The organism is Streptomyces sirii (assembly GCF_045690365.1).
Lineage (GTDB): Bacteria > Actinomycetota > Actinomycetes > Streptomycetales > Streptomycetaceae > Streptomyces > Streptomyces sirii.
The window spans coordinates 3,549,994-3,576,379 of sequence record NZ_CP147982.1 but is presented as its reverse complement, the minus strand read 5'-3'; the positions used below and the strand labels follow the sequence as shown (position 1 = coordinate 3,576,379).

Annotated in this window: 26 protein-coding genes and 2 pseudogenes; 17 read left to right on the top strand and 11 right to left on the bottom strand. The window is 73.1% G+C overall.

Features of this window, described 5'->3' with window-relative positions:
- Positions 1 to 118: 118 nt before the first annotated feature.
- The 3 genes and pseudogenes from WAB15_RS16020 to WAB15_RS16010 form a co-directional block, all read right to left on the bottom strand.
- A pseudogene (locus WAB15_RS16020) lies at positions 119 to 481 on the bottom strand (SAM-dependent methyltransferase); the annotation flags it as partial.
- 95 nt (positions 482 to 576) lie between these two features.
- On the bottom strand, positions 577 to 1,125 hold the full coding sequence (locus WAB15_RS16015; RefSeq protein WP_407286679.1) for a CchlQ: 549 nt from the start codon (positions 1,123 to 1,125) through the stop codon (positions 577 to 579).
- 77 nt (positions 1,126 to 1,202) lie between these two features.
- Entirely contained in the window at positions 1,203 to 1,970 is a 768-nt protein-coding gene (locus tag WAB15_RS16010) for a hypothetical protein (RefSeq protein WP_407286678.1), read from the bottom strand.
- 123 nt (positions 1,971 to 2,093) lie between these two features.
- On the opposite strand from WAB15_RS16010, the gene WAB15_RS16005 reads away from it, so the two are divergent.
- On the top strand, positions 2,094 to 3,545 hold the full coding sequence (locus WAB15_RS16005; protein ID WP_407286677.1) for a hypothetical protein: 1,452 nt from the start codon (positions 2,094 to 2,096) through the stop codon (positions 3,543 to 3,545).
- A gap of 86 nt (positions 3,546 to 3,631) precedes the next feature.
- On the opposite strand, the gene WAB15_RS16000 is transcribed toward WAB15_RS16005, so the two are convergent.
- The 3 genes from WAB15_RS16000 to WAB15_RS15990 all read right to left on the bottom strand — a co-directional run bounded on the left by WAB15_RS16000 (position 3,632) and on the right by WAB15_RS15990 (position 7,960).
- Positions 3,632 to 5,143, bottom strand: coding sequence for a DUF1996 domain-containing protein (locus tag WAB15_RS16000; RefSeq protein ID WP_407286676.1), 1,512 nt, complete (start codon positions 5,141 to 5,143; stop codon positions 3,632 to 3,634).
- Between the two features lie 90 nt (positions 5,144 to 5,233).
- A complete protein-coding gene (locus tag WAB15_RS15995) occupies positions 5,234 to 5,881 on the bottom strand; it encodes a DUF4142 domain-containing protein (RefSeq protein ID WP_393486537.1) in 648 nt (215 codons plus the stop codon).
- Between the two features lie 168 nt (positions 5,882 to 6,049).
- Entirely contained in the window at positions 6,050 to 7,960 is a 1,911-nt protein-coding gene (locus tag WAB15_RS15990; RefSeq protein ID WP_399146903.1) for an AMP-dependent synthetase/ligase, read from the bottom strand.
- 166 nt (positions 7,961 to 8,126) lie between these two features.
- Here WAB15_RS15990 and WAB15_RS15985 point away from each other — a divergent pair, with 166 nt between their 5' ends.
- The 3 genes from WAB15_RS15985 (at position 8,127) to WAB15_RS15975 (ending at position 10,378) form a co-directional block, all read left to right on the top strand.
- The gene (locus tag WAB15_RS15985) at positions 8,127 to 8,432 is read left to right on the top strand and encodes a DUF6412 domain-containing protein (RefSeq protein WP_407286675.1); all 306 of its coding nucleotides are present in this window, start codon (positions 8,127 to 8,129) and stop codon (positions 8,430 to 8,432) included.
- 138 nt (positions 8,433 to 8,570) lie between these two features.
- On the top strand, positions 8,571 to 9,383 hold the full coding sequence (locus tag WAB15_RS15980; RefSeq protein WP_407286674.1) for a YidC/Oxa1 family membrane protein insertase: 813 nt from the start codon (positions 8,571 to 8,573) through the stop codon (positions 9,381 to 9,383).
- Between the two features lie 137 nt (positions 9,384 to 9,520).
- Positions 9,521 to 10,378, top strand: coding sequence for a fumarylacetoacetate hydrolase family protein (locus WAB15_RS15975; protein ID WP_407286673.1), 858 nt, complete (start codon positions 9,521 to 9,523; stop codon positions 10,376 to 10,378).
- 366 nt (positions 10,379 to 10,744) lie between these two features.
- On the opposite strand, the gene WAB15_RS15970 is transcribed toward WAB15_RS15975, so the two are convergent.
- On the bottom strand, positions 10,745 to 10,987 hold the full coding sequence (locus tag WAB15_RS15970; RefSeq protein ID WP_407286672.1) for a hypothetical protein: 243 nt from the start codon (positions 10,985 to 10,987) through the stop codon (positions 10,745 to 10,747).
- A complete protein-coding gene (locus WAB15_RS15965; protein WP_407286671.1) occupies positions 10,984 to 11,229 on the bottom strand; it encodes a hypothetical protein in 246 nt (81 codons plus the stop codon). The genes WAB15_RS15970 and WAB15_RS15965 overlap by 4 nt, the downstream gene beginning before the upstream one ends.
- A gap of 519 nt (positions 11,230 to 11,748) precedes the next feature.
- Here WAB15_RS15965 and WAB15_RS15960 point away from each other — a divergent pair.
- Positions 11,749 to 13,077 carry an XRE family transcriptional regulator gene (locus WAB15_RS15960; RefSeq protein ID WP_407286670.1) on the top strand — a complete coding sequence of 443 codons (1,329 nt, stop codon included), beginning with the start codon at positions 11,749 to 11,751 and terminating at the stop codon, positions 13,075 to 13,077.
- Positions 13,078 to 13,080: 3 nt separating this feature from the next.
- On the opposite strand, the gene cutA is transcribed toward WAB15_RS15960, so the two are convergent.
- From cutA to WAB15_RS15945, 3 genes are all read right to left on the bottom strand, one after another.
- Entirely contained in the window at positions 13,081 to 13,413 is a 333-nt protein-coding gene (gene cutA / locus WAB15_RS15955) for a divalent-cation tolerance protein CutA (RefSeq protein ID WP_399146896.1), read from the bottom strand.
- A gap of 211 nt (positions 13,414 to 13,624) precedes the next feature.
- Entirely contained in the window at positions 13,625 to 14,098 is a 474-nt protein-coding gene (locus WAB15_RS15950; RefSeq protein ID WP_407286669.1) for a heme-degrading domain-containing protein, read from the bottom strand.
- Positions 14,095 to 15,234, bottom strand: coding sequence for a Gfo/Idh/MocA family oxidoreductase (locus WAB15_RS15945; RefSeq protein ID WP_407286668.1), 1,140 nt, complete (start codon positions 15,232 to 15,234; stop codon positions 14,095 to 14,097). The genes WAB15_RS15950 and WAB15_RS15945 overlap by 4 nt, the downstream gene beginning before the upstream one ends.
- Before the next feature lie 56 nt (positions 15,235 to 15,290).
- Here WAB15_RS15945 and WAB15_RS15940 point away from each other — a divergent pair, with 56 nt between their 5' ends.
- The 12 genes and pseudogenes from WAB15_RS15940 (at position 15,291) to WAB15_RS15885 (ending at position 26,365) form a co-directional block, all read left to right on the top strand.
- Entirely contained in the window at positions 15,291 to 16,421 is a 1,131-nt protein-coding gene (locus WAB15_RS15940) for an ROK family protein (protein ID WP_407286667.1), read from the top strand.
- 84 nt (positions 16,422 to 16,505) lie between these two features.
- Complete coding sequence (locus tag WAB15_RS15935; RefSeq protein ID WP_407286666.1) at positions 16,506 to 17,276, top strand: GntR family transcriptional regulator; 771 nt, start codon at positions 16,506 to 16,508, stop codon at positions 17,274 to 17,276.
- A 141-nt stretch (positions 17,277 to 17,417) separates the two neighbouring features.
- On the top strand, positions 17,418 to 18,539 hold the full coding sequence (locus WAB15_RS15930; RefSeq protein WP_399146891.1) for a TIGR03364 family FAD-dependent oxidoreductase: 1,122 nt from the start codon (positions 17,418 to 17,420) through the stop codon (positions 18,537 to 18,539).
- A complete protein-coding gene (locus tag WAB15_RS15925; RefSeq protein ID WP_407286665.1) occupies positions 18,533 to 19,246 on the top strand; it encodes a phosphonatase-like hydrolase in 714 nt (237 codons plus the stop codon). The genes WAB15_RS15930 and WAB15_RS15925 overlap by 7 nt, the downstream gene beginning before the upstream one ends.
- Complete coding sequence (locus WAB15_RS15920; RefSeq protein ID WP_399146889.1) at positions 19,246 to 20,421, top strand: ABC transporter ATP-binding protein; 1,176 nt, start codon at positions 19,246 to 19,248, stop codon at positions 20,419 to 20,421. Before WAB15_RS15925 ends, WAB15_RS15920 begins: the two co-directional genes overlap by 1 nt.
- Positions 20,411 to 21,343 (top strand): 2-aminoethylphosphonate ABC transporter permease subunit, encoded by a 933-nt coding sequence (locus tag WAB15_RS15915; protein WP_407286664.1) that lies wholly within the window; start codon positions 20,411 to 20,413, stop codon positions 21,341 to 21,343. The genes WAB15_RS15920 and WAB15_RS15915 overlap by 11 nt, the downstream gene beginning before the upstream one ends.
- The gene (locus WAB15_RS15910) at positions 21,330 to 22,127 is read left to right on the top strand and encodes an ABC transporter permease (RefSeq protein ID WP_399146887.1); all 798 of its coding nucleotides are present in this window, start codon (positions 21,330 to 21,332) and stop codon (positions 22,125 to 22,127) included. The genes WAB15_RS15915 and WAB15_RS15910 overlap by 14 nt, the downstream gene beginning before the upstream one ends.
- Before the next feature lie 39 nt (positions 22,128 to 22,166).
- Entirely contained in the window at positions 22,167 to 23,237 is a 1,071-nt protein-coding gene (locus WAB15_RS15905) for a 2-aminoethylphosphonate ABC transporter substrate-binding protein (RefSeq protein WP_407286663.1), read from the top strand.
- Positions 23,238 to 23,446: 209 nt separating this feature from the next.
- Entirely contained in the window at positions 23,447 to 24,226 is a 780-nt protein-coding gene (locus tag WAB15_RS15900; RefSeq protein WP_399146885.1) for an HAD-IIA family hydrolase, read from the top strand.
- Between the two features lie 133 nt (positions 24,227 to 24,359).
- The gene (locus WAB15_RS15895; RefSeq protein ID WP_407286662.1) at positions 24,360 to 24,734 is read left to right on the top strand and encodes a hypothetical protein; all 375 of its coding nucleotides are present in this window, start codon (positions 24,360 to 24,362) and stop codon (positions 24,732 to 24,734) included.
- Positions 24,724 to 24,885 (top strand): annotated as a pseudogene (locus WAB15_RS15890) (class F sortase); the annotation flags it as partial. The gene WAB15_RS15895 and the pseudogene WAB15_RS15890, both read left to right, overlap by 11 nt.
- Positions 24,886 to 25,285: 400 nt before the next feature.
- Positions 25,286 to 26,365, top strand: a complete 1,080-nt coding sequence (locus WAB15_RS15885; protein ID WP_407286661.1) for a glycoside hydrolase family 6 protein — start codon at positions 25,286 to 25,288, stop codon at positions 26,363 to 26,365.
- The last annotated feature ends 21 nt before the right edge of the window (positions 26,366 to 26,386 follow it).

The following is a 26,386-nucleotide window of genomic DNA, read 5'->3' as shown; positions in this document are numbered from 1 at the left end:
CGGCCCCGGCGCCCGCACACGTCGCCGGGGCCGGCGCGGTGGGCCGCCTCGCGACGATACGGCCCGAAAAGAGCCCCGGCCGCGGAGGTTTCTTCCCTCCCCGCCGCGAGCGCCCGCTTCAGCCGACTCCCGGGCGGGCGCCGCCGCCCGCCCGGGGGCGCGGTGGGTCGCGGCGGAACAGGGCGGTCCACAGGAAGGGCTCCCCGAAGTGCGGGGAGTCGGCCGGCTCGTCGCGCATCCGGCGCAGCTCCCGCTCCGTCAGGTCGTTGAAGATCCGGCGCAGATCCGCGGGGGTGTAGGCGAGGCCGCCCTGGAGGCCGGAGGTGCGGTAGAAGTCGCCGTCGGGGAGTTCGGAGCCCATCGCGCCGGCCGCGAAGCAGGCCAGGGCGAGATGGCCGCCGGGGGCGAGGACCCGGTCGAGCAGGGCGAGGTAGCTGATCCGGCGGTGCGGCGGGAGATGGTGGAAGCAGCCGGAGTCGTACGGTCGGCCTCCGGCGCGAACAGGCCGTCCAGAAGCCTCAGTACGTCGTCCACGGTGCGGATGTGGCGGTCCATCCCGTTCCTTTCGCTGTCCGCTTAAACGCCCTGGACGGCGGTCTGCCGGCAGACCGCGCAGCGGTCCGTGCCGTCCCAGTCCGCCCAGCCGAACTCCGCGGGGGACAGCGGCTGTCCTTCGAGTTCCCGCCGTACGGCCACCCGGTAGGCCCAGACCGCGCCGATGTAGGGGTGGTAGGCGTCGTGGAAGGCCGGTGAGTCCTGCGCGGCCCCTTCGGCGACGACCCGCCGCAGGGTGCGGAGCCGTTCGAACATCGTCTGGCCGGCGCCGGCGACGGCGGTGGTCGCTTCGAGGAAGAGGCTCTCGCGCACCTCATGGATCCCGGCGTCGTCCATCGCCGCCCGGGTGGCGGCCTCCAAGTCGACCTCGGCGTCCGGGTCCTGGGCGATCCGCCGCAGCCGCGCATGGCACACTCCGGCGGCGCGGATGAAGTCGAGGTACAGCGCGCGTCGGCGCGCTCCCGCGCCGCGGTCGTCCTCGCGGCGGTGCCGCAGATAGTCGGCGAGTACGGTCCCGGATATGGCGATCGAGCCACCGCTGACCGTCGCCACTAGCGTCCCCCAGTCCACGTCTGGAATCTACGCGGGGGCGGCCGCGAAGAACAGAAAGAACAGGCCGATGTGGCGATCGCCGCACGGTGCGGGAATCAGAAGCCGGGCCAGTGCGGATCGTCCCAGCGGTCGGATTCGGTGAGGCCGAGCAGCCGTATCCGGTGCAGCAGGTCGTCGGGGGCGCCGTGGGACCGCAGACGGGCGGGGGCGTGGCGCAGGAGCCAGGCCGCAAGCTCGGCGCGGGTGGCTTCCTTGTCGTGCCAGGTGTCCCAGGGCAGTTCGTCGCGCAGCAGCTCGGACTCCCACTGGTCCACGGCCTGGGCCAGATGCCGGTCGGCCGTGGGGTGGGTGTGGGCCTCCCAGGCGCGCAGCCAGGGGGCGAGGGTGCCGGACGCTTCGGCGGTCAGGGCGAGGACTTGGTACGAGGGCACGGAGGGGTCGGGGTCGGTGAGGGTGCGCTCCCACCAGGCGTCGAGGAACTCCCGTACAGCCGCGGCCTGTTCGGCGGGCCACTGCTGCCACCCGGCGCGGTGGAAGACGAGTCCGGCCTCCTCCAGGCCGAAGAGGGGCTTGATGCGGCCGTCGGTCAGGGCGGTGGCGAACTGAGGCAGGATGCGGCGCAGCATCGCCGCCTTGTAGGTCCAGTCGACGGCCTGCCAGGTGCGCTTGAGCAGGTCGGGGTCGAGCTCCACGTCCGGCACCTTCAGCAGGGCGAGCTCTTCCGCGCCGCCCCAGTGGCACGTGCAGTTGTCCTCGTCGGGGTGGGCGGTCATACCACGGAAGACGGCGGTGAGGCGGTCCAGTGCGGCGGTCAGACGGTGCTGTGCGCCGGTCGCGTCGGGGGTCTGGCCGGGATGGGTCATGGCGTACGCCTTCGGGGACTCCGGGGCGTGGGCGGCCCGAAGAGCACCACGCTACCGGGCCGTGCCGGGAGATGCCGATCGGGGTGGTGATGTTGATGGGGACATGGCGCATAATCGGCCCGCATGAGAGCGATCAGTGCGGTGGTCGTGGGTGTCGTGGCCGTGCTCACCCTTGCGTCCTGCGGTACGGGCGGAAAGGCCCCGAGCGCCGGCGCCGGCTGCCCCTCGGGGGCCGCCGACTCCCGGAAGCGGGCCGAGGGTTGGGACCGCCCGGCGGACTTCGACGACGACGGCTACCCCGACGCGGTGGACATCGTGCGGGGGGAGCCGATCACCGCCGGGGCCGTCCCGCCGGTCGTCCTGAGGGACGGCATCGGCCCGCTCGCGGTCTTCATGGGCGGCCGGGGCGGGCTGCGGCCCACCGGGCGGCCACTGGCCGACGGTGTGGTGCCGCCGGGCTCCGGCGGCAGGTGGAAGGAGGGCTTCGTCGCCACCTACCCCGCCGACCTGGACGCCGACGGCTATACGGACGTGCTCGCCGAGCAGCGGATCCCGAAGAACGAGTACGTCGACAAGTACACCGGTTCCATGGTGCTGTTCCGGGGCGGCCCGCGCGGGCTCGGCACCGAGCCGGTCGCCGTCCCGTACCCGAAGGGCCCCGCGCACACCCAGTCCGCGCCCACCGCGATCGGCGACTTCAACGGCGACGACCGTGCCGATGTGCTCGCCCCGGTCCCGGGCAGGGCGCCGGGCGAGCTGGGGCGGATCCTCTACGGCCCGTTCGCCGCCGACGGCCGCCCCGCCGCCACCCGCGCCGTCACCGTGCGGGGCGAGGCCCCCGACCTGGGCTACTACTCCTCGCTGCGGTCCGCCGACATCGACGCCGACGGCCGCACCGACCTGCTGCTGGCCACCGAGACCGACGACCCCGAGGACGACGACGAGGGCGGCATCCACCACCGCCTGCGCTGGCTGCGCGGTACCGCCGGGGACGGCATGGTCGAGGCCGCCGCGCCCCCGGGGGAGTACAGCGCGGAGGTCTGGACCGGCACCGACTACGACGCGGACGGCTACCCGGACACCCTGCTGCCCGAAGCGGCCCCGAAGGGCGGCGGCCGGGCCATGGTGCGCGGCGGCCCGCACGGGTTCCGCCCCGGCATCCGCAGCCTGCACGTCGACCACATGGGCGCGTCCATGGTCACCGGCGACCTCACCGGCGACGGACGGGCCGAGGCCGTGTCCACCCTCGGCACCGGCAAGTACCGCACCACCCGCAATCTCCTGGTCTCCCGGTTCGAGGCGACGAAGGACGGCGCCCGGATGCGCGCCGTGCAGCGCATCACGTACCACGACAAGCACCTTCCGGGCGCGGCCGACAGGACCCGGTTCGGCGCCACCCTCCAGCTCCTGGACGGTGAGCGGGACGGCTGCGCGGACCTGCTGACCGGCTCCGCGTTCAGCGGTCCGGCCTACCGCCGCGGCGGCTTCTGGGTGCTGCGCGGCGGCGCGGCCGGACTGCGTACCGACGGCATCCGCCACTACGGGCTGCGGGAGCTGGGCCTGCCGAGGAAGTGACGGCCCGCTGCGCGCCCGTGCCGCCGGCGGCCACGCGCAGGGGCCGGTCCGCCGCACGGCGGACCGGCCCCTGCTTTTGGGGTGTGTCAGCGGCACTCACGCCCGCTGTTGATGCAGTTGACGGCCTTGTTCATCAGGTCGTCCGGCATCACGTTGATGAAGTCGCCGTGGTCGGTGACCGGTTTGTGGAGCTGTTCGGGGAAGCTGTCGACGGCGAAGCTGTTGCCCTGCGGGACGTCGTAGGTGATGCGCTGGACGAGCTGCGGGACGGGTGTGAAGCCGCTCGGGCAGTTGCCGTTCTGGTCCGAGAAGGTCATGTGGTCGCGGTGGTTGGCGCTGTCGATGTCGCGGCCGTTCCAGCAGTTCTGGAAGGCGAAGGTGCGTACGACCTGGGAGCCTTGGGGGCAGAGCGGGTACTTGTCCTTGAGCTGGCGGTCCTCGAAACCGGTGCAGCTCCAGGAGGCGTTGGCGTTCTTCGTGCCGTTGGTGAACGCCTTGGCGTCACCGGTGATGATCTTCAAGAAGCGCGGCATCGCCCGGACCTGGCCGCTCTGGCTGCCACGGAAGGTGAGGTTGACCGAGGCCGGGGTCAGCACCGAGCCGTTGTTGCCGTCGTGGCCGGCGCCCGGCTTCTGCTCCGAGGTGCCGTCCAGCTTGCGCAGCACCGGCCAGTAGTGGGTGGACTGGTCGCCGTTCTGGCAGGTGGTGTCGGAGTCGGCGAGCTTGCGGTCGTCGGCGAAGGCGTCGGTGGCCTTGTTGCCGACGTAGTCGTGGGTGTGGTGGGCGCCGTTGCTGACGCCCGGCGTGACGATGACGTTGTCGGAGTTGAAGTGCCCGTCCTCGTTGCGGCCGCACTCGGTGGTGAAGGTGCCGGTCGAGGCGTTGTTCCCCTGGGGAGCGGCGAAGGGCGGGTCGCCCGCGTTGGGCTGGACGGTGGTGATGTCGACGAAGTCGTCGGGGGAGGGGCCGCCCACCTGCCCCGGCTGCTGCTGCCCGCCGTCCTGCCCCTGGACCTGCCCCTGCTGCTGGTTCTGGTTCGGGTCCTGCGGCTGGCTCTGGTTCGGGTCCTGGGGCTGGCTCTGATTGGGGTACTGCTGCTGGTTCTGGTTCCAGCCGTCGTTGGTGGACTTGGCGGCGGCCTGGCCGTCCACGCCGGTGGGCTTGGTCGTACAGCCGCTCATCTTCAGCAGATAGTCCGGCCGGGTGGCGTCCTTGGCGATCGCCGTCACCATCGTGCCGATCGTCCTGGACCGCTGCTTCTTGAGCCGGGCGAGGATCTCGTCGCCCGCGCCCTCGGTCATCCTGTGGTACGCGTCGGAGACCTGGCGGTCGAGCGAGGCCAGCCCCTTGGAGACCTGGAGCTGGGCGCTGCGCGGCACCTTCCGCAGCTTCTGGCCCACGTCGGGGCAGGAGACGGTGGTGGCGGTCACCATGTGCGGATGGCCGGCCGCCGCGTCGGGCGCGTTGTTGCCGGCCAGCGCCGTGGTGGCGACCACGGCCAGACCACCGCCGCCGAGCAGGAGCGCGGCCGCGGCGACCAGCATTCTGTTCGTCAGGCGCGAGCGTTTATGGGACTGGGCCTGCTGCCGTTGCCTCATGAGATCACTTCGCTTCGTCCGAGGAGATGAGGGGGGTGAGGGGATGAGAGGGGAGGGGAGGAGCGCCGTCGCCCGGGGCCTCGCGGGGGCTCAGCTGCTGTGCAGCGTGTGGAAGTCGACCCGGCCGGTCTTCTCCAGGACCGTGATGTGGTCCAGCACCACCGTGTTGGCCCGGTTGGCCAGGGCGCGCACCATGGAGTTCTGGGTCTGGTCGCGGACCATCGCCACCAGGCCGAAGACCTTGCCGTGCGCCCGGCGCAGCAGCTCCGCGAAGACCGGCGGGAAGTCGTCGCCCTGAGCGGCGCTCATCTGGGCCAGCCAGCCCTGCTGCTGGGGAGTGGGCTGGTTGGCCAGCTGGATGCCCAGCGCCCGCCCGGCCTCGATCGACCGCCGGTCCAACTCGGTGTGCCCGGCGACGAGATGGTCGCCCGCGGTGCGCACCGCGGCGGTCGTGCCGCGCTCCTGCGCCTGCCGGCCCGCGGGCAGCTCCCACAGCCCGGCCAGTCTGACCTTGCGCACGAAGTCGCGGTCCATCGCGGTCAGCGGACCGTAGCGGGTGTTCACCGTCCCGCCGCCGTCGTCGTCGTACGCGACGGTGTTGGTCGCCGCGGACGCGGTCTCACCGAAGAGCTGCACGGGCAGCAGCACCGCCGCGAGCGTGGCCACGAGCGCGGCGACGACCAGTCCGGTGGCGATGGTTCGCCCGGATGCTGCGGAGTTGCTGAGGATCGACCGCACACGGCCTCCCGGTTCGTCCCTACTGGAATGCCACCGGACGCTAGGGGCCGGACCGGGGCTTTAGGCCGGGGTTCTCACCCCTGGACAAATAACGGCCGGGCCCGCCGCGACACTGCTACGGTGCCGCGTGCGGGCCCGGACCCGTCCGTGCGGGGGACGCCCCTGCGCTCAGCGCGCGTACAGGCCTGCCGCCGCCCACCGTCGGCGCTCGCTGCGGGTGTCGGGCGCCTCGCGCTCCCCGCGCGCGTACAGGGCGTCGATCTCCGCCGCGTAGGCCCGTACGATCGCCGCTCTGCGCAGCTTCATCGACGGCGTCATCAGCCCGGACTCCTGGCTGAACTCGCCCGGCAGCACCCGGAACGCCCGGATCGACTCGGCCCTGGACACCGACGCGTTGGCCCGGGCCACCGCCCGCCGCACCTCGGCCTCCAGCTGCTCCTGCGGCGACGGCCCCGAGCCGCTGCCGCCGTCCTCGCCGGTGTCGCCCCGCAGCCGCCGCCAGTGCGCGAGCGCCTCCGGATCCAGGGTGATCAGCGCGGTCACATACGGCCGGTTGTCGCCGACCACCACCGACTGCGAGATCAGCGGATGGGCGCACAGCCGCTGCTCCAGTCCCTGGGGGGCGACGCTCTTGCCGTTGCTGGTGATGATGATGTCCTTCTTGCGCCCGGTGATGACCAGGTAGCCCTCCTCGTCCAGATGCCCGAGGTCGCCGGTCGGCAGCCAGCCGTCGTACAGCCCGCTGCCCGGCGTGCCCTCCCCGCCGTCGAGGTAGCCGGCGAACACCACCGCACCGCGCACCCACACCTCGCCGTCCAGCGCCAGATGCACCGCGCTGCCCGGCAGCGGCAGTCCCACCGTCCCGAACCGCACCTTCCCGGGCGGCTGCACGGTGATCGCGCCGCTGGTCTCCGTCAGGCCGTAGCCGTCGTAGACGGTGATCCCGATGCCGGCGAAGAGCAGCGCCAGCTCCGTAAGGAGCGGTGAGCCGCCGGAGACGGCCGTGGCCACCCTGCCGCCCAGCAGCTCCCGGATGCGGCAGTACACCAGCCGGTCGTAGAGGGCGTGCCGGGCCCGCAGGACCGGGTCGGGGCCGCGCCCGGTGCCCTGAGCCTCTGCTGCGAGCGCCTCGGCGTAGCGCACCGCCACGGTCATCGCCGCGTCGAACGTCCGCCGCCGGCCCGCCTGTTCCGCGGCCCACCGGGCGTGCGCGCAGATCTTCTCGAAGACGTACGGGACCGCGAAGAGGAACGTCGGACGGAACGACGCCAGGGCCGGCAGCAGTTCGTCCGAGGACGCGTCGGGCTGGTGGGCGAGCTGTACCCCGCCGCGCAGGCACGCCACCTGCACCATCAGCCCGTAGACGCCCGCGAAGGGCAGGAAGGCCAGCAGCGAGGGGCGTTCGCCGGGCGGGGCCAGTAGCCCGCCCCAGCCCGCGTAGAGGGTGTCGCACTGGGCGGCGAGATTGGCGTGCGTGATCACACAGCCGCGCGGCCGCCCGCTGGTGCCCGAGGTGTGCACGATCGCGGCGGTGCTGCGCGGGGTGACCGCGTGCCGCAGCCGGTGCACATCCGCCTCGGGCAGCCGGGTGCCCTCCTCCGTCAGCCGCGCCACGCAGTCCAGGTCCAGCTGCCACAGCCGGCGCAGCCGGGAGTGCTCGTCGCAGGCCTCCGCCACGGTCATGGCGTGCGCCTCGTGCTCGACGACGATCGCGGTCACCGCCGACCCGTTGAGAATGCAGCGCAGCTGCTCGGCCGACGCGGTCGGATAGACCGGGACCAGCTGGGCGCCGATCGCCCACAGCGCATAGCTGAACAGCGTCCACTCGTAGCGGGTGCGGGACATCAGCGCGACCCGGGCGCCGGGCCGGACGCCCTCCGCCAGCAGCCCCCTTGCCAGCGCCATGATCTCGTCGCGGAATGTCTTCGCCGACACCTCCTCCCAGCCGCCCGGCGCGCGGTCCTCGCGACGGGCGAGCTGGACGAAGTCCGGCTGGTGAGCGGCGGTGTCGAAGACGGAGTCGGCCAGACCGCCGGTCCGCAGTGGAGCCGCCAGGGCCGGAACGCTGATGTCGCGCACAGCACCTCCTAGGTGTTCCCCCTTGATTCCCCCCTGGTCCCCTGCCGTCCCGACGGCAGGGAGGGGGCAAGTTACCGGTCGGTCCGCCCGCTGCCCAGATCTCCGGTTACTCTTGAGCGGAAGACGACAAGTCTTGCCGGCCGGCCGGACGCGGGGAGGGGACCGGATGTATCGCATCGTCGACGCCTGGCGCCTGTACACCTGCGCGCTCTTCTTCTTCCTGGGCGGGCTCCTGCTCGCGCAGAGCGGGCTGGCGACGGCCCTGACCGCCGCCGCGACCACCGCCGCGGTGCTGCTGCTGTGCAGCGCCTTCCTGATCGCGGCGGGTGCGCCGCCGGTCCCACCGGGCCGGATCCGTACGGCGATCCGCGATCGCGAGCGGCGTACGGCGTTCCTGCCGCAGCGCGATCCCGATGCGGCCGGGCGCCCGCGGCCGAGGGCACCGGGCCGCGCCCTCCCGACGACCGCGTAGACGCACGTCCGGACCGCGCTCCTCTCTTTCTTCACCGCGCTCCTCTTCCTTCTTGCTTCCGGACCGCTTTCCGCGTCCGCGCGGCTCGTCACGCCGAATCCACATCCCGGTACGACGAGACCCGTGGAGGGCTCACCCATGTCCGTTTTCGGCTTCCTCGGCGATGCGCTGGCGCGCGGCGCCCAAGCGATCGAACCGTTCTTCGGCACCGCGGCCACGGCCGTGGCCATCGTCCTGTTCACCCTGGCCGTACGCGCCGCGCTGCACCCGCTCGCCCGCGCAGCGGTCCGCGGCGAGAAGGCCCGGGCCGCGCTCGCCCCGCAGCTCGCCGAGTTGCAGCGCAAGCACAAGCGCGACCCGGAGCGGCTGCAGAAGGCGATGGCCGACCTGTACGCCAAGACGGGCTCCTCGCCCCTGGCCGGCTGTCTGCCGACCCTGCTCCAGCTGCCCGTCTTCTTCGTGATGTACCACCTCTTCTCCACCGCGGGCGGCGGGCTGCTCGACCACACGCTGCTGGGCGCGCCGCTCGGCGGCCACTGGAGCCAGGCGCTCGCCGACGGCGGCCCCTTCGGTCCGCACGGGCTGGTCTACCTCGCGCTGTTCGCGCTGATCGCGGCGGTCGCCACCTGGAACTACCGGCGTGCGCGGGCCGCGGCGGCCGCGGCACCGACGCCGGCCGCGGGCCCGGCCGCGGCCCCGGGGATGGCCGCCATGGGCAAGGTGCTGCCGTTGCTGTCCTTCGGCACGCTGATCACGGTCGCCGTGCTGCCGCTGGCCGCCGGGCTGTACATGGTGACGACGACGACCTGGACGGCGTGCGAGCGGGCGCTGCTCCAGCGGGGCAGGCAGGGCAAGCAGGGCGAGCAGGGCGAGCGAAGCAGGCAGGGCGAGGCGGCGGCCCCCGGTCCCCGGTCGGCAAAGGAGCGCGGCATCGTTACTACCCCTCAGTAACGGTCCAGTCCGTGAACGGGGTCTTGCAGACTGGACCTCGTTCTTGGAGGATCGACCAAATTGCCCGATGGCCGTCCCCCATCGGCCGGCCCGGAAGGCCCTTCCGGGCCGACCCTTCGACCACGGGAGTTGAACCGATGAAGCTGCTGCGTGTCGGACCGGTGGGGGCGGAACGCCCGGCGCTGCTCGACGAGGCGGGAGTCCTGCGGGACCTGTCGGGCCTGGTGCCGGACATCGACGGAGCGCTGCTCGCGGACGACGCGGCGCTGGCACGGCTGCGCGGCGCCGCCGCGTCCGGCGAGCTGCCCCGGCTCGACGCCGCCGGGCTGCGCACCGGTCCGCCGGTGGCCCGGATCGGCAAGATCGTGTGTATCGGGCTGAACTACCACGACCACGCCCGGGAGACGGGGGCGGCGCCCCCCGAGGAGCCGATCCTCTTCATGAAGGCCCCGGACACCGTCGTCGGCCCCGATGACACGGTGCTGGTGCCGCGCGACAGCGTGAAGACCGACTGGGAGGTGGAGCTGGCGGTCGTCATCGGCCGGACCGCCCGCTACCTGGAGAGCGACGAGCAGGCGCTGGCGGCGGTGGCCGGCTACGCGGTGGCGCACGACGTCTCCGAGCGCGCCTTCCAGATCGAGCGCGGCGGCCAGTGGGACAAGGGCAAGAACTGCGAGACGTTCAACCCGCTGGGCCCCTGGCTGGTGACCGCCGACGAGGTGCCCGACCCGCAGGCGCTCGGGGTGCGGCTGTGGGTCAACGGCGAGCTGAAGCAGGACGGCACGACCGCCGACCAGATCTTCCCGGTGGCCGAAGTGGTCCGCTATGTCAGCCAGTTCATGACCCTGTACCCGGGCGATGTCATCAACACCGGTACACCCGCCGGTGTCGCCATGGGGCAGCCGGAGCCCAAGCCGTATCTGCGGGCCGGCGACGTCGTCGAGCTGGAGATCGACGGCCTGGGCCGCCAGCGGCAGGAGCTGCGCTCGGCTTGATTCCCACGTTGTCGGCTGTCCCGCCGTGGGGGTTTCGCGTGGTTCGCCTGCGGCGGGCCCGTCCGCTGCGCTTTGCTGCGGCCGACGTGTTCGGCTTACGCGCCGTGGCGCCTGCGGCGGGCTGTTGCCGCTGCGCGGGGCTGTTCGGCTGCCGGTGACGGGCCGGAGGGGTAGGGGTGTGGGACTGCTGCGCTTTACGTCCCACACCCCTACCCCTCCGGCCCGCCCCCTCCCGGGGTGGGTGGGGAAGGGGGACCGTGGGGGTGCGCCTGCGTGGTCCCCATCGCGTCGTTTCGGTGGCACGGCCCGAACTCTCCCGGGGACGGGAGTCCGGGCCGTGATGATTGGCGGGCAGCCCCGCCTGGCCTACGTCGCGGGAGGAGCGCCGTCTGCCGCCGCGTTGGTCAGGTAGGCGGTAAAGAGCTGGAATCCCTTCATCTCGAAGCGCCGATCTCCGGTGAGTCCGGCATGCTTGAGGCACCACCCCTGCGCATCATCGGCAGACTCGGTATCGACGCAGCGTTCCCCGCAGTCCAGACACTCACCGATGAACCGCACTTCCGAATGGGCCGCCAGCGCCCACTCGGCGAACCGGTATCGCGCCCTCATACCAGCCACTCCGGATGTTCCGGGGCATCTCCGCCTGCCGTCTCCATGGCGTCGATGCACTCGGCGAGACCGCGCAGCATCGCCGCCGTCTCCTCTTCGGTCAGGTCATCCATCCACGCGGTACGGGCCTTGAGGTCCGCCCGCATCTGATCGAGCTGCCCGTACAGCTCCCGGTACCTGACATGCCGGTTCCACGCTTCCTCGGCCCGGTCCCGCAGCCGCGACCACACGCCCGCGCTCACGACCGCGTCGCCTTCGTGTGGGGGTGGCGGCCGATTTCGATGCTGCAGTCGATCGCCTTCGACGTGTCCCCGACAGCACGCGCCGCCGCGCGCTGCCCGGCCAGGGCCGTGCACACATCGCACCCGGCAACCGGCTCAGGCTCCGCCATCGGAACCGGGTCCATCAGGTGAACGGGGCGGCAGTTGCGGGGCATCAGCCCACCACCTCCACAAGCGTCGGCGCGTCCGTCCACCTGACGGCGGGCACTGTGCCGGCGGACCGGTGACGCCCCCGCGCGGGTAGTAATGCCCGCAACAGCAGTTCGAAGATCCACGCGCTATGTTTGCGCATGTCGTCAACCTCCCAGGGGTTGGTGGCCATGCCCCCGGACCGGTCGCACGGTCGCGGGGGTCTGATCGGTCCAACTGTCCACGCTGGTAGAGCCGGTGGCTTCCCGGCCACGGGTATCCCCATCATGGGTAGGCTGAGGCTCCGGCCGATGCGGCACACTGTCACCACCAGGCGCGACGGGGCACTTCATGACCGGTTATGTACCGCCGACCGCGCTCCCGCGCGGACTCCTGGACCATGTGGACATGAGAGCCGCGCTTGCGGCCCATGACTTCGGCACGGTGTTCCGTCTCGCTCGCAGCGAGGCAGGCATCAGTTACTCGAAGATCGCGGCCGAGTGCGACATCAAGCCGGAACGTGTCGGGTTACTGGCACGCGGCATCGGCAGCGTGACGACTTTCGAGAAGGTCGCGCGGATTGCCGACGCACTGCGCATTCCCGGAGCGCTGCTCGGTCTCGCGCCCCGCGAATGGGAGGCCCCGGCCTGCCGCGTGCTCCCCACGCCTGCACGTGCCACCGCTACGGACGGAGACGGAGACGAAGTGCGGCGCAGAGAGTTTTTCAAGACAACGGCCATGACCGGCCTCGCCGTCGGATTGCCTGACCTAACGCGTCCTCAGGTTGGCCGCCGAATCGCGAGCAATCTCCCTGATCAACTCCGGGAGCGTACGGCCAGACTGCGGCGCCTTGATGACGTGCTCGGCGGAGGTGACACCTACCGCGTCTACCTCGGCGAGTACCAGGTCACGAAGGCCCTGATGCGTGATGCCACATATGCGGAGGGGACGGGGCAAGCCCTCCTCTCCGTGCTTGCCGAGCAGGCGCAGCAAGCCGGTTGGGCCGCATTCGACGGCGGCAAACACGCCATTGCGAGCCGCCTGTACGAGGCCAGCCACGAAGCCGCGACGGAAGCAGGAGACAAGGCTCTGGCGGGCAACGCGCTCGCCTTCCTCGCCTACCAGAAGGTCAATGGCGACCGACAGGTCGGAATCGAGACCGCCGCCCGCTCGTGTGCAACGGCGGGCCCCGACGCGGCCCCGGGTGTCCGCGCCCTCCTGTACGAGCGGCTCGCATGGGCATACGCCGTCGCCGGGCTTGCCACCGAGACGGAACGCGCGCTCGACTCCGCCGCATCCGCCCTGGCCGAGGACGACGACACTCCGCAACCGGATTGGGTGGCGTGGGTCGACCGCAACGAGTTGGAGATCATGAGCGGTCGGTGCTGGACGGAACTGCGGCGTCCGCTGCGGGCCGTTCCTGTTCTGGAATCAGCACTCGCCTCATACGAGGACACCCACGCACGCGACAAGAGCCTCTACCTGTCGTGGCTCGCCGCCTCCTACCTGACAGCCGGGGAGGTTGAGCAGGCCGCGACCGTCACTGGCCGAGCCCTGGAACTCTGCGCCGGGGTGGCTTCGGTACGCCCACGGGAACGGCTCGCTCCCGTCCTGCGACGGCTCGGCGAGCACCGGACCGTCCCTGGCGTCGCTGAGGTCTTGGAGAAGGCCCGCCCATGACGCTTACTCGTCGGAGACCGGCCCGGCGGTAGTGGCGATCCAGCGGAGGTACGCATCCGACCCGGTCACGAGGGGAACGGCCGAGACTTCGGGGTTCTTCCACGGGTGATGTTTCAGGAGGTGCGCCTCCAGCGCGGCGTATCCGTCGGCCCGGCTCTTGAACAGGAGTTGCCACTCCTCGCCCGTCCCGAACTCGCCCTCATGCCAGAAGGCGGAGACCACAGGGCCAACGATCTGGGCGCCAGCCGCGAGACGACCTGTCACTACGGAACGGGCCAGCTCTACCGCTTGCTCGCGCGTCTCCGTCGCTGTGGAGACCTGCAGGAAGTCAGCCATGCGGCGAGCATAGCCGTCGGTCGTTGGCGTTCGCCGCAGCTACGGATACTGGCCCCGGAGCGAGCGGCTGCCGTCGTCGGCGAATTCGAGGGGCCGTTGCTGTGTCGGCACGTTCACCTTGGGGAACGAGTCGTTCGCCGAAGTTGCCGCCAATGGCCGACCACTCCAGAACTGTCCGTCTGGAGCATCGGGAACCCCGCAACGTGGCAACCTACGCCAAGTGCCAACGCACCGCTTCGACCACCAGGGCGTGATCCTCCGCCTGCGGCAGCCCCGACACCGCAACCACCCCCACCACGCCCGTGCCGCGCACGCGGATCGGGAACGCCCCGCCGTGGGCGGCGTAGTGCTCCGGGTCCAGCCGCGAGGAGTCCTCGAACGTACGGCCCTTGGCGCGGAAGCGGGCGCCGACCAGGAACGAGGACTCGCCGTAGTGCTCGACGACGGCGGACTTGCGGGCGATCCAGACGTCGTTGTCGGCGGAGGTGCCCGGCAGTGCGCAGTGGAACAGCCGCTGGGTGCCGCGCCGGATCCCGATCGTCACCGCGGCGCCGCGCTCGCGCGCCAACGCCACGAGGCGTGAGCCCAGTTCCCAGGCGTCGTCATTGCTGAAGGTGTCGAAGACCAGGCGCTGTTCGTGCCCTTCAAGGGTGCGCACCTCGTCCGTGGTGGTCTGGTCGGTCACGCCCCCGCCTCGATCCGGACCGTACGGCCCTCGGCCGCGGAGAGCTTGGCGGCCTCCAGGACGCGCAGCGCGGCCGCGGCCTCGGCGGCGCTCACCGGCGGCGCGCCGCCCTCGCGCAGGGCCCGTGCGATCGCGGTGTAGTACGCGGGGTAGTCGCCGGGCAGGGTCGGTACGGGCTCGCCGCCCCCGGACCGCGGGGAGGTACCGGCGCCCATCCGGCCCCAGCCGGACTTCGGCTCCACGCCCCACTCCACGCCCTCGGCGCCGGGCCGCAGGCCCTCGCGCAGCGCGGCCTCCTGGGGGTCCAGACCGTGCTTGGTGTAGCCGGCCTTGGTGCCGAGCACCCGGAAGCGGGGGCCCAGCAGCGGGGTGGTGGCGCTCACCCACAGATGGGAGCGGACGCCGCTCGCGTGGGTGAGGGCGATGAAGGTGTCGTCGTCGGCCTCCGCGCCCGGGCGGCGGACGTCGGACTCGGCGTAGACGGAGACGACCGGGCCGAAGAGGGTCAGCGCCTGGTCGGCGAGGTGGCTGCCCAGGTCGTAGAGCAGCCCGCCGATCTCCGCCGGGTCGCCGGACTCGCGCCAGCCGCCCTTGGGCTGCGGCCGCCAGCGCTCGAAGCGGGACTCGAAGCGCGTGATGTCGCCGAGCGCGCCGTCCTCGATCAGCTTGCGGACGGTGCGGAAGTCGTTGTCCCAGCGGCGGTTCTGGAAGACCGACAGCAGCAGTCCGCGCTCCTCGGCGAGCGCGGCGAGCTTCTCGGCCTCGGCGGCGGTCGCGGCCAGCGGCTTGTCGACGACCACCGGCACACCGGCCTCCAGGGCGGCGGTGGCGAGCGGCACATGGGTCTTGTTCGGCGTCGCGAGCACGATCAGATCGAGGTCCGCGGCGCGGTCGAGCACCGCCTCCGGGGTGTCGACCGTACGCACCTGCGGATGCTCGGCGCGGGCCTGCGCCTGCCGCTGGGGGTCGGAGGTGGAGACGGTGTCGAGCAGCAGGTCGTCGGTGGCGGCGATCAGCGGGGCGTGGAAGACCGAGCCCGCCAGGCCGTAGCCGAGGAGGCCGACGCGCAGCGGGTCGCCGGGGGCGGGGGTACCGGTGGGGCGGCTCATCGCACTCTCCTCGCTCGTCTCACTCATGCCCCTACTTAAGCAACGCTGTTGCCAAAGTGCAAGCCACTGCCGACAATGGGCGGGTGAGCAGCGATGACATCCCCTCCCGCGCCTCCCGTCAGGGCGGCTTCGCCGGCAGTCCGGGCGCCAACCTCCCCGCGCTGCGCGGTCACAACACCGCGCTGGTCCTGGGGCTGCTGCGGGCGGCCGGCGAGGAGGGGGTCAGCCGGCTGGAGCTCGCCGCGCACACGGGGCTCACCCCGCAGGCCGTCAGCAAGATCACCGCGCGGCTGCGGGTCGAGGGCCTGGCCGCCGAGGCGGGCCGCCGCGCCTCCACGGGCGGTAAGCCCGCCACGGTCCTGCGCCTGGTCCCCGGCGCCCGGCACGCGATAGGCCTGCACCTGGACCGCGACGAGCTCACGGCCGTGCTCGCCGACCTCGCCGGCCGTGCGGTCGCGGTGCGCCGAGCGCCGCTGGCCTTCGAAGCGGGCGCCGAGCAGGTGCTCACCACCGCCGAACGCGAGGTCGCGGAGCTGCTCGCGCAGGCCGGCGGGCCGCTGGTGCTGGGGGCGGGGGTGGCCTGCCCCGGGCCGCTGGACCACGCCGCCGGAGTGCTGCACCGCGTCACCGGCGCCCCCCAGTGGGACGGCTTCCCGCTGCGGGACGCCGTCGCCGCCCGGCTCGGCCTGCCCGTCGCGCTCGACAAGGACACCAACGCCGCGGCGCTCGGCCTGGCCCGTGCCCTGCCCGCCGGCGCGGGCTCCTTCGGCTATCTGCATCTGGGCACCGGCCTCGGCGCCGGGCTCGTGCTGGACGGCGGCCTCTACCGCGGCCCGCGCACCGGCGCCGGTGAATTCGGCCACCAGATCGTCCAGTTGGACGGTCCGCGCTGCGGCTGCGGACGGCGCGGCTGCATCGAGGCGCTGTGCCTGGCGGCGGTGGCCGGCGGCGATCTGCCGGCCGCGGCCGAGGCGTTGGGCGTCGGCGCCGCCAACCTCGTCGAACTGCTGGACATCGACCGGGTGCTGCTCGGCGGGCGCACGGTGCTCGACGCCCCCGAGCCGTTCCTGAGCGGAGTGTCCCGGGCGCTGGCCGAGCAGGCCCGCACCCGCGGCAGCGCCGGGGCCCGGGCCGCGGTGTCGGTCGCGCTCGCCCCCGGGCGGGCGGTCGCGGACGGCGCGGCCGAGCTGGTCCTCGCCCCCCTCTTCGGATGACGCCGCCCCGCCTCGGGTGAGCCGTGGCCATCCGGCCGCACCCCGCTCCCCGGCCGCCGCGCCCGCGGGTGCGAGGATCGCGCCGTGGAGTTCCCCTACGGCCAGGATCCTGGCGCACCCGTCCGGTCCGGCGTCCCCGAGCACGGGCGCATCCCCAAGTACTACGCGGCCAAGGTCGAGATCGCCGCGCTGCTCGACGAGTTGGGCGAGGGGGAGGTGCTGCCCACCGAACGCGAGCTGGCAACGCGCCTGGAGGTCTCCCGCGAGACGCTGCGCCAGGCCCTGCGCGAGCTGGTCCTGGAGGGGCGGCTGCGGCGGCTGGGGCGCGGCACGGTCGTCGCCGGGCCCAAGCTGGCGCAGCCGCTCTCCCTGGCCAGCTACACCGAGGGCGTCCGCGGCCAGGGCCGCAGGCCCGGCCGGCACCTCGTCGGCCTGGACCGCTTCCCCTGCCCGTCCGCGCTCGCCGGTGATCTGGGCCTCGCGGTCGGGGACGCCGTATGGCACATGGAGCGGGTGCTGCTCGCCGACGACGAGCGGGTCGGACTGGAGAGCACCTATGTCGCGGTCGAGCGGGTCCCGGACCTGGCCGCCGACTTCGTACCGGACTCGTCCTTCTACGCCTACCTCCACGAGCGGCTGGGCATCGGCTTCGGCGACGCGGACGAGCGGCTGGAGACCGTGCTCGCCACCCCGCGCGAGGCGCTGCTGATCGGCACACCGGGCGCGCTGCCCATGCTGCTGATCCACCGGCTGTCCCGGGACACCCGAGGCCGCCCGCTGGAGCGGGTGCGCTCGCTCTACCGGGGCGACCGGTTCTCCTTCACCACCCACCTGGGCACACCGGCGCAAGGCTGAGGCGGGGACCGCGAAGCGCGTACACCACGCCCGCAATTGTCACGAGTAGATAACGGGTCTAGGCCAAGTTTGGGGCCCCGTTCACCCCCGCGTCGCCGAACGCCCCCTCATGGGCCACCCGCCGCCAGGACCGTCTGGGGCATGCGAGTCATAGTTGTCGGAGCCGGCGTGCTGGGCACCATGCACGCCTGGCATGCCATCGAGCGGGGCCACGAGGTCCTGCACCTCGAACGGGAGGCCGAGGCCCGCGGCGCCTCGGTCCGTAACTTCGGACAGATCTGGGTCAGCGGCCGGGCCGGCGGCGAGGAGCTGGAGTGTGCCCTGCGCGCCCGCGAACTGTGGGAGGGCATCGGCGCCCGCGTCCCCGCACTCGGCTTCCGCGCCATCGGCTCGCTGACCGTGGTCAGGAACGACGCCGAACGGGCGGTCGCCGAGGCGGCCGCCCGCCGCCCCGACGCCGCCGACCGCGGCTACCGGCTGCTCGACGCCGACCGGGCCCGCGCCCTCAACCCCGCCCTGCGCGGCGACTTCACCGGCGCCCTGTGGTGCGAGCGGGACGCCGCCGTGGAGCCGCGCACCGCCCAACGCGCCCTGAAGGAAGCCCTGCTGGCGTCCGGCCGCTACACCTACCTCGGCGGCCGCGAGGTCCGCGAGGTGGTCGGCGAGCGCGCCGTACGCGACGACCACAACGAACTCCACCGGGGCGACGCGGTGGTCCTGTGCACCGGCGCCTGGCTCGGCGGCCTGGTCCGCGAGCTGGTCCCCGACCTGCCGGTGCGCCGGGTGCGGCTGCAGATGATGCAGACCGATCCGCTCGGCGAGGCGCTGACCACCTCCGTCGCCGACGCCGACAGCTTCCGCTACTACCCGGCGTACCGAAGCGACGCCCTGGACGCGCTCAACGCCGGCCAGGCCCAGGCGCCGACCGCCGCCGAGCACAGGATGCAGCTGCTGATGGTCCAGCGCGCCGACGGCGGCCTCACCATCGGCGACACCCACGAGTACGCGACGCCGTTCGCCTTCGACACCGTCGAGGAGCCCTACGAGCATCTGACCGGCGTCGTCGAAACACTGCTGGGCCGCCCGCTGCCGCGAATCCGCCGCCGCTGGGCCGGGGTCTACGCCCAGTGCACCGACACCGGCCGGGTCGTCCACCGCCAGCGGGCCCGCGACGGCGTCTGGCTGGTCACCGGGCCGGGCGGGCGCGGGATGACCTGCTCCCCGGCCATCGCCGAGACCACCGCGAACGAACTGGGATGGTGAGCGAGTTGTCGCAGTACACCCCCGGCCACGACATCCGGCTGGTCGTCCTCGACATGGCCGGTACCACCGTCGCCGACGGCGGCCTGGTCGAGCAGGCCTTCGACGCCGCCGCCCGGCACATGGGTGTCGAGCCCGGCAGCGCCGAGCACGCCGAGCAGCTCGCCCATGTGCGCGCCACCATGGGCGAGTCCAAGATCTCCGTCTTCCGCCACCTCTTCGGCGACGAGGCCGCCGCCCGCCGCGCCAACACCGCCTTCGAGACGGCGTACGGCGAGCTGGTCGACGGCGGGCGGATCGCCCCCGTCCCCGGCGCCCGCGAGGCCATCGAGGCGCTCCGGGCGGCCGGACGCACCGTCGTGCTCTCCACCGGCTTCGCCCGGGTCACCCAGGACGCGATCCTCGCCGCGCTCGGCTGGCAGGACCTGGTCGAGCTCACCCTGTGCCCGGCCGACGCCGGCGGCCGCGGCCGCCCCTACCCCGACCTGGTCCTCACCGCGCTGCTGCGCACCCGCGCCACCGACTCCGTCCAGCGGATCGCGGTGGCCGGCGACACCTCGTACGACATGCTCTCCGGCCGCCGCGCCGGCGCCTCGGTCGTCGCCGGAGTGCTCACCGGGGCGCACGGCGCCGATCGGCTGACCGCCGCCGGCGCCACCCACGTCCTGGGCTCGGTCGCCGAACTGCCCGCGCTGCTGGGGGTGGTGTGATGACCGCCCCCGCCCCCGCCCCCGCCGCCGCGTCTGCCAGGACCGCCGGCGCGCCCCCGGCCCGGCCCGCGTCGGGCATCCGCTTCGACCGCGTCACCGTCGGCTACGGCAGGCGCGCCGAGCACACCGTCCTGGACTCCTTCGACCTGACCGTCGAACCGGGCGAGGTGATGGCGCTGCTCGGCCCGTCCGGCTCCGGCAAGACCACCGCGCTGCGGGCGGTCGCCGGATTCGTCCAGCCGGCCTCCGGGCGGGTGCTGATCGGCGGCCGGGACGTGACCGGGCTGCCGCCGTACCGGCGCGGCATCGGCATGGTCGTCCAGCAGTACGCGCTCTTCCCGCATATGAAGGTCGCCGAGAACGTCGCCTTCGGCCTGCGGGCGCACAAGACCCCGCGCGCCGAGATCCCCGGCCGGGTCGCCGAGGCGCTTGCGATGACCGGCATGGCCGCCTACGCCGGCCGGCACCCCCGGGAGCTCTCCGGCGGCCAGCAGCAGCGGGTCGCCATCGCCCGGGCCCTGGCCATCCGCCCCGGCGTGCTGCTGCTGGACGAGCCGCTCTCCGCCCTCGACGCCCAGCTGCGCTCCGGCATGCTCGCCGAACTCGCCCGGCTGCACCGGGAGTTGCCGGACGTCTCGATCCTCTACGTCACCCACGACCAGGTCGAGGCGCTGACCCTGGCCGACCGGATCGCGGTGCTGGAGGGGGGCCGGCTGCGCGAGTGCGGCACCCCGCAGGAGCTCTACCGGCGCCCGCGCAGCGAGTTCACCGCGTCCTTCGTCGGCACCGCGAACCTGCTGCCGGTCACCGTGCGCGGCGACGGCGTCGACTTCGGCGGGCGTCGGCTGACCGTGCCGGTGCCGGAGGGGCTGGCCGAGGGGGCCGGCGCGACGCTGTGCGTGCGCCCGCACCTGGTCGGCCTGGGCGCCGGCGACGCCCCCGGCAACGCGCTGTGCGGCACCCTCACCGACGTGCAGTGGCGCGGCGCCACCCACCGGCTTCAGGTGTCCGTCGACGGCCACCGCGTCCTGGCCGACGTGCGCGAACTGCGCCGGCCCCCGGCGCCGGGCGACGAGACCGTGCTGCACTTCGCGCCGCAGGACGCGGTGCTGATACCGGCCGGCCTCACACCGGCCGCCCCGGGGCGGCCGGACGGCGGACGCCATGGCCGCTGACACCACGGCGGTGCCGGCGCGCGGTCCGGCGGCGCCGGAGCGGCGCACCCGCCCACCGAAGGCCGGGGCCGCCCTGTGGGCCCTGCCGCCCGTCGCCGCCCTCGGCGTGGTCTTCCTCTACCCCCTGGCCCTGGTGGTGTGGCAGTCCTTCACCCCCGACGGCGCCGGCCCCTCCACCGCCCCGTACGCGGAGGTCTTCGCCGAGGCGTCCTTCCGCGACGCGCTCGCCACCACGGTGCTGATCGCCGCCGGCGCCACCGCCGGTGCGCTGCTGCTGGGCCTGGCGCTCTCCCTCGTGATCGCCTTCGTCCCGCTCCCCGGCGGCCGGGCGCTGGGCCGCTTCATCGACGTCTTCCTGGCCTTCCCCTCCTTCCTGATCACCCTCGCCCTGCTGTTCCTCTACGGCAGCGTCGGCATGGCCAACGGCCTGTGGACGGAGGTGACCGGCGCCGCCCACGGGCCGCTTGCGTTCCTGCACACCCCCTGGGGGGTCCTGCTGGCCGAGGTCACCTACTTCACCCCGTTCGTGATGCGCCCGCTGCTCGCCGCGTTCGCGCAGATGGAGACCGGTCAGCTGGAGGCCGCCGCGTCGCTGGGCGCCCGGCCGTGGCGGATCGTGCGGACGGTGATCCTGCCCGAGGCGCTGCCGTCGCTGGCGGCGGGCGGCGCGCTGGTGCTCGTCCTGTGCCTCAACGAGTTCGGCATCGTGCTCTTCACCGGCGCCAAGGACGTCGTCACCCTCCCGATGCTCGTCTACACCAAGGCGATCCTCGACGGCGACTACACCGGAGCCTGCGTCGTCGCCGTCGCCGACATCGCCCTGTCCGTCGCGCTCTACGCCCTCTACCGGACCGTGATGTCCCGTACGGGCGGCCGAGCCGGCTCGCACACCGGAGGTGCCCCCCGCCGTGCTGGTGCATAGCAGGCCCGCCCGCCGGGCCGTCCACATCCTCTTCCTCGCCCTCTTCGTCCCCGTCTTCGCGCTGCCCCTGCTGGTGATCGTCGGTGCGTCGCTCGCGACCGGCTGGAGCGGCGCCCTGCCCTCCGGCCCGACCCTGACCCACTATCAGGACATCGCCCGGGGCGACGCGCTCGACGCCCTGCTCACCAGCGTCCTGACGGCCCTGGCGGCGAGCGCCGCCGCACTCACGGCCGGCACCTGGGCCGCGCTGGCCTTCGCGAGGCTGGGCCGCCGCACCCGCCGCCTGCTCGACGGCCTCTTCCTCCTGCCCGTCGCGGTGCCCTCCGTCGTAGTGGGCCTCTCCCTCCTCGTCGCCTTCTCCCGGCCCCCGTTCCTGCTCAACGGCACCCCCCAGATCGTGGTCATCGCGCACGGCGTGCTGGTCACCGCGTTCGCCTACCAGTCCGTGACGGCCGCGCTGACCCGCCTCGACCCGGCGTACGAGCAGAGCGCGGCCGGCCTCGGCGCCCGCCCCGCCGTCGTCCTGTGGCGGATCAAGCTGCCCCTGCTGCTGCCGTCCCTCACCGCGGCCGCCGGCCTCTGCTTCGCCCTGTCCATGGGCGAGGTGAGCGCCACGATGATGCTCTATCCCCCCGACTGGATGCCGCTGCCGGTGCAGATCTTCGCCGCCACCGACCGCGGCTCCCTCTTCGCGGGCGCGGCCCTCGCGGTGACCTTGATGGCCACCACGCTGCTCGCCCTGTTCGCCGTCTCCCGTATCCGCACCAAAGCCACCTACCGCTGACCGCCCCACGCCCGTGACCTGCTTAGGAGTTACCTCGCCATGTCCGCACACCGCCCGCTCGCCCAGCCGCTCGCCGCCTGCTGCGGCGCCCTCGCCCTCGCCGCCGCGCTCACCGCCTGCGGCGCCTCCGGCGCCGATCCGAACGCCAAGGAGATCACCGTCTACAGCGCCGACGGCCTCAAGAGCGAGCAGGGCGACGGCTTCTACGACCAGGTCTTCAAGGACTTCGAGAAGAAGACCGGCATCAAGGTGAACTACGTCGAGTCCGGCTCCGGCGCGGCCGTCCAGCGCCTGGCCCGCGAACGCGCCAACACCAAGGCGGACGTCGTCGTCACCCTCCCGCCCTTCATCCAGCAGGCCGACGGCAAGGGCCTCCTCCAGGCCTACCGCCCCAAGGGCGCGGACCAGGTGGCCGCCGGCGACAAGAGCCCGGCCGGCACGTGGACCTCGATCGTCAACAACTACTTCTGCTTCATCTACGACAAGAAGGAACTGGCGAAGGCCCCCGCCACCTGGAACGACCTGCTGGACCGCAGGTTCGAGCAGAAGCTCCAGTACTCCACGCCCGGAGTCGCCGGCGACGGCACCGCCGTCCTCATCAAGGCCCTGCACGACTTCGGCGGCCGGGAACCGGCCATGAAGTTCCTCGGCAGACTCCAGGCCAACAACGTCGGCCCGTCCTCCTCCACCGGCCAGCTCGCCCCCAAGACCGCCAAGGGCGAACTCCTGGTCGCCAACGGCGATGTCCAGATGAACTACGCCACCATGAAGTCGATGCCGGACCAGGGCATCTTCTTCCCCGCCGCGAAGGCCGGCGGCCGGCCCACCACGTTCGCCCTGCCCTACGCCGCCGGCCTGGTCAAGGAAGCCCCGCACCGCGCCAACGCCGAGAGGTTCCTGGACTACCTGCTCTCCGAGCCCGTCCAGCGCCAGGTCTCCGCCGTCGGCGGCGGCTTCGCCGCCCGCAAGGACATCAAGCCCACCGACCCCAACGCCAAGGCCCTCGCCCGGCTCATGGACGGCGTGGAGGTCTTCCAGCCCGACTGGAACGACATCGACAAGAACCTGGACTCCTACGTGACCGCCTGGAAGACGGCCACGAACAGCTGACACCCGGCCCGTGGCCCGTGCCCCCTGCCCCCCGCCGGCGGGGGGCACGGGCCTCCTCGGGACGGTGATCGCCGGGGTCGGGAGAACGGCCGCTGACTTAGGGTGGGGGCGTCGGCCGTACGTACGACACGTGGGACGGGCGGATGGCCCAGCGCGCGTACGGGAGGCGGCCGGCGCACCTGGTCATCACGCACGGCAGGAGTCCGGCAGTGGCAGAGCGCAAGCCGATCGAGTCATGGCTCACCGACATGGACGGCGTCCTGATGCACGAGGGCGTCCCGGTCCCCGGGGCGGACGCCTTCATCAAGCGGCTGCGCGAGTCGGGCAAGCCCTTCCTCGTGCTGACCAACAACTCCATCTACACCCCGCGTGACCTGCACGCCCGGCTGAGCCGGATCGGGCTGGACGTGCCCTGGGAGTCGATCTGGACGTCCGCGCTGGCCACCGCGAAGTTCCTGGACGAGCAGCGGCCCGGCGGCACCGCGCACGTCATCGGGGAGGCCGGCCTGACCACCGCCCTGCACGACATCGGCTACGTCCTGACCGACCACGCCCCCGACTACGTCGTCCTCGGCGAGACCCGTACGTACAGCTTCGAGGCGCTGACGAAGGCGATTCGACTGATCGACGACGGGGCCCGGTTCATCGCGACGAACCCCGACGAGACCGGCCCCTCGCCCCAGGGGCCGCTGCCCGCGACCGGGTCGGTGGCCGCGCTGATCACCAAGGCGACGGGCGTCGAGCCGTACTTCGTCGGCAAGCCCAACCCGCTGATGATGCGGCACGGGCTCAACGTCATCGGCGCTCATTCGGAGACCTCCGCGATGATCGGCGACCGGATGGACACCGATGTGCTGGCCGGCCTGGAGGCGGGGATGGAGACCTTCCTCGTGCTGACGGGACTGACCCGCCCCGAGGAGGTCGACCGGCATCCCTTCCGGCCGTCCCGGGTCGTGGACTCGATCGCGGATCTGGTCGACCTGGTCTGACGCGGCCCGGCGGCCATACGGGGCCCGGCGCCGTCTCTTGCGCCGGGCGCCACCCGAACGGCGCAGCCTCGGGCCGCACCGGGATGCGGCCGGGCTCGTGCGGGCGGACCTTCGGAATTATCGGAGGTTCACCATGCGCGCACCGCAATTTGCTCTCTGTGCCGCGGTCGCGGCCTGCGCGGTGACGACGGCGCCCGCGTACGGCGAGGACGCACGCGGAGCCGGGACCGAAGCGGTCAACGTCACCCCGGCCCCGGCCACGGCCGCCCCCGCCCCAGGGCGCGAGGTCGCACCGCGCGCCGAGGACGGCTCCGCGGGGCCGGCCGGCGGCGACCGGACGCGTACCGGCCCGGCCGCCAAGGTCACCCAGCGCGGCGAACTGAGCAGCACCTCGGCCGTCGGCCTGGTGCTGGCCGGCGGCGCCGTCCTCGTCGTCGCGGGGCAGCTGCTGCGGCTGCGGCTGCGACTGCGCCGCGAACGGCAGGGCGGCGAGGCCGATGAGAGCTGAGGAGGACAGGCGCCGCGCCACCGCGAGGCTGCTGGCCGGTGCGGCCTGGGCGGTGCTGCTGCTGGGAGGGTGGCTGTGGGGGCGCGGCACGCCGGACGGGCCGGCCGCGCGGCACGCCACGACCGGCGATGTCGCCGCCGTGGGACGCCCGTCGCCCCACCGGAGCACCGTACGCCGCTTCGACCCCCACAAGGCCTGCGCGGACCACCGACGCGGCCCCTCCGCACTCCGGTTGTTCAGCGTCGGCGGCGACGGTGGTGGTGGTGAGGGCATTCGCGGTCAACGGGCGGGCGATCCGGACCTGGTCCTGCTGTCCGCCTGCCTGACGGGACGTGAGGATCGGCCCCGGGCGCCGGAGCCGACCCGCGGCTGAGCCGGTGCGGCTCCCTACGACCGGCAGCCGCGACCTCCTACGACCGGCATTCGTCAAGCGCGGTAGCCGCCTGTGGACGGGTTGTCCACAGCCCGACTCCGGCGGGCGGCCGTGTGCCACGATGGATTCCGGCCGGTGGTCTCGCGCCGGTCGGATCAGTGCTCCGAGGGGGGAGTGGATGTACGGCGATCTTCGATGGGCTGCCGGGAGCGGGCCATCGGACCCGGGCCGCGACCGGTGGCGTACGGCGCGCCGCGGCGCGGTGTCGCGCACGGCGACGGTGGGGGCGCTGGCCGCGCTGCTGCTCGCCGGCTGCTCCTCGTCGGGCGGTGACGGCGACGACCGGGTCCCCGGCAGACCGGGGCAGCGCCCCAAGTCCGTCGCCCCGTACTGGGTCAACCCCGACAGCAAGGCGGCCCGCCAGGTCTCCGCGTACGGCAAGGACGGCGAGGCCGCCGACGCCCGGCTCGTCGACCGGATCGCCGCGCAGCCGGTCGCCGAGTGGATCGGCGTCGACGACCCGCAGGGCGAGGCCCGCGGCTTCACCCAGGCGGCCGCCAAGGCCGACCGCGAGGCGCTGCTCGTCCTCTACAACATCCCGCACCGCGACTGCGGCAGCTACTCCCAGGGCGGCGCCGCCGACGGCAACGCCTACCGCGCCTGGCTGGACGGCGTCCTCAAGGGCATCGGCGACCGCGCCACCACCGTCGTCCTGGAGCCCGACGCGCTGCCGCACATCGCGGACAAGTGCACCCCGCAGCAGTTCCACGAGGAGCGCTACGCCCTGCTGACGGAGGCCGTCGGCAAGCTCAAGGCGCTCCCGCACACCAAGGTCTATCTGGACGCCGGAAACCCCCACTGGATCAAGGACCCGGGCGCGATGGTCGAACCGCTCAAGCGGGCCGGTATCGACCGCGCCGACGGCTTCGCGCTGAACATCTCCAACTACCAGACCACGAAGGACAACGCGAAGTACGGCAAGCGGCTCTCCGCCCTCGTCGGCGGCAAGCCCTTCGTCATCGACACCAGCCGCAACGGCAACGGCCCGGCCCCCGGCGGCGACGACCGGGAGAACTGGTGCAACCCACCCGGCCGCGCCCTGGGCACCCCGCCCACCACCAAGACCGGTGATCCCCGGATAGCCGCCTACCTCTGGATCAAGCGCCCCGGAGAGTCCGACGGCACCTGCAAGGGCGGCCCGAAGGCGGGGGACTGGTGGCCGAAGTACGCCCTGGAGCTGGCCCGTCGGGCGAAGTAGCCGGCCGGGCGCCGGGCGCGG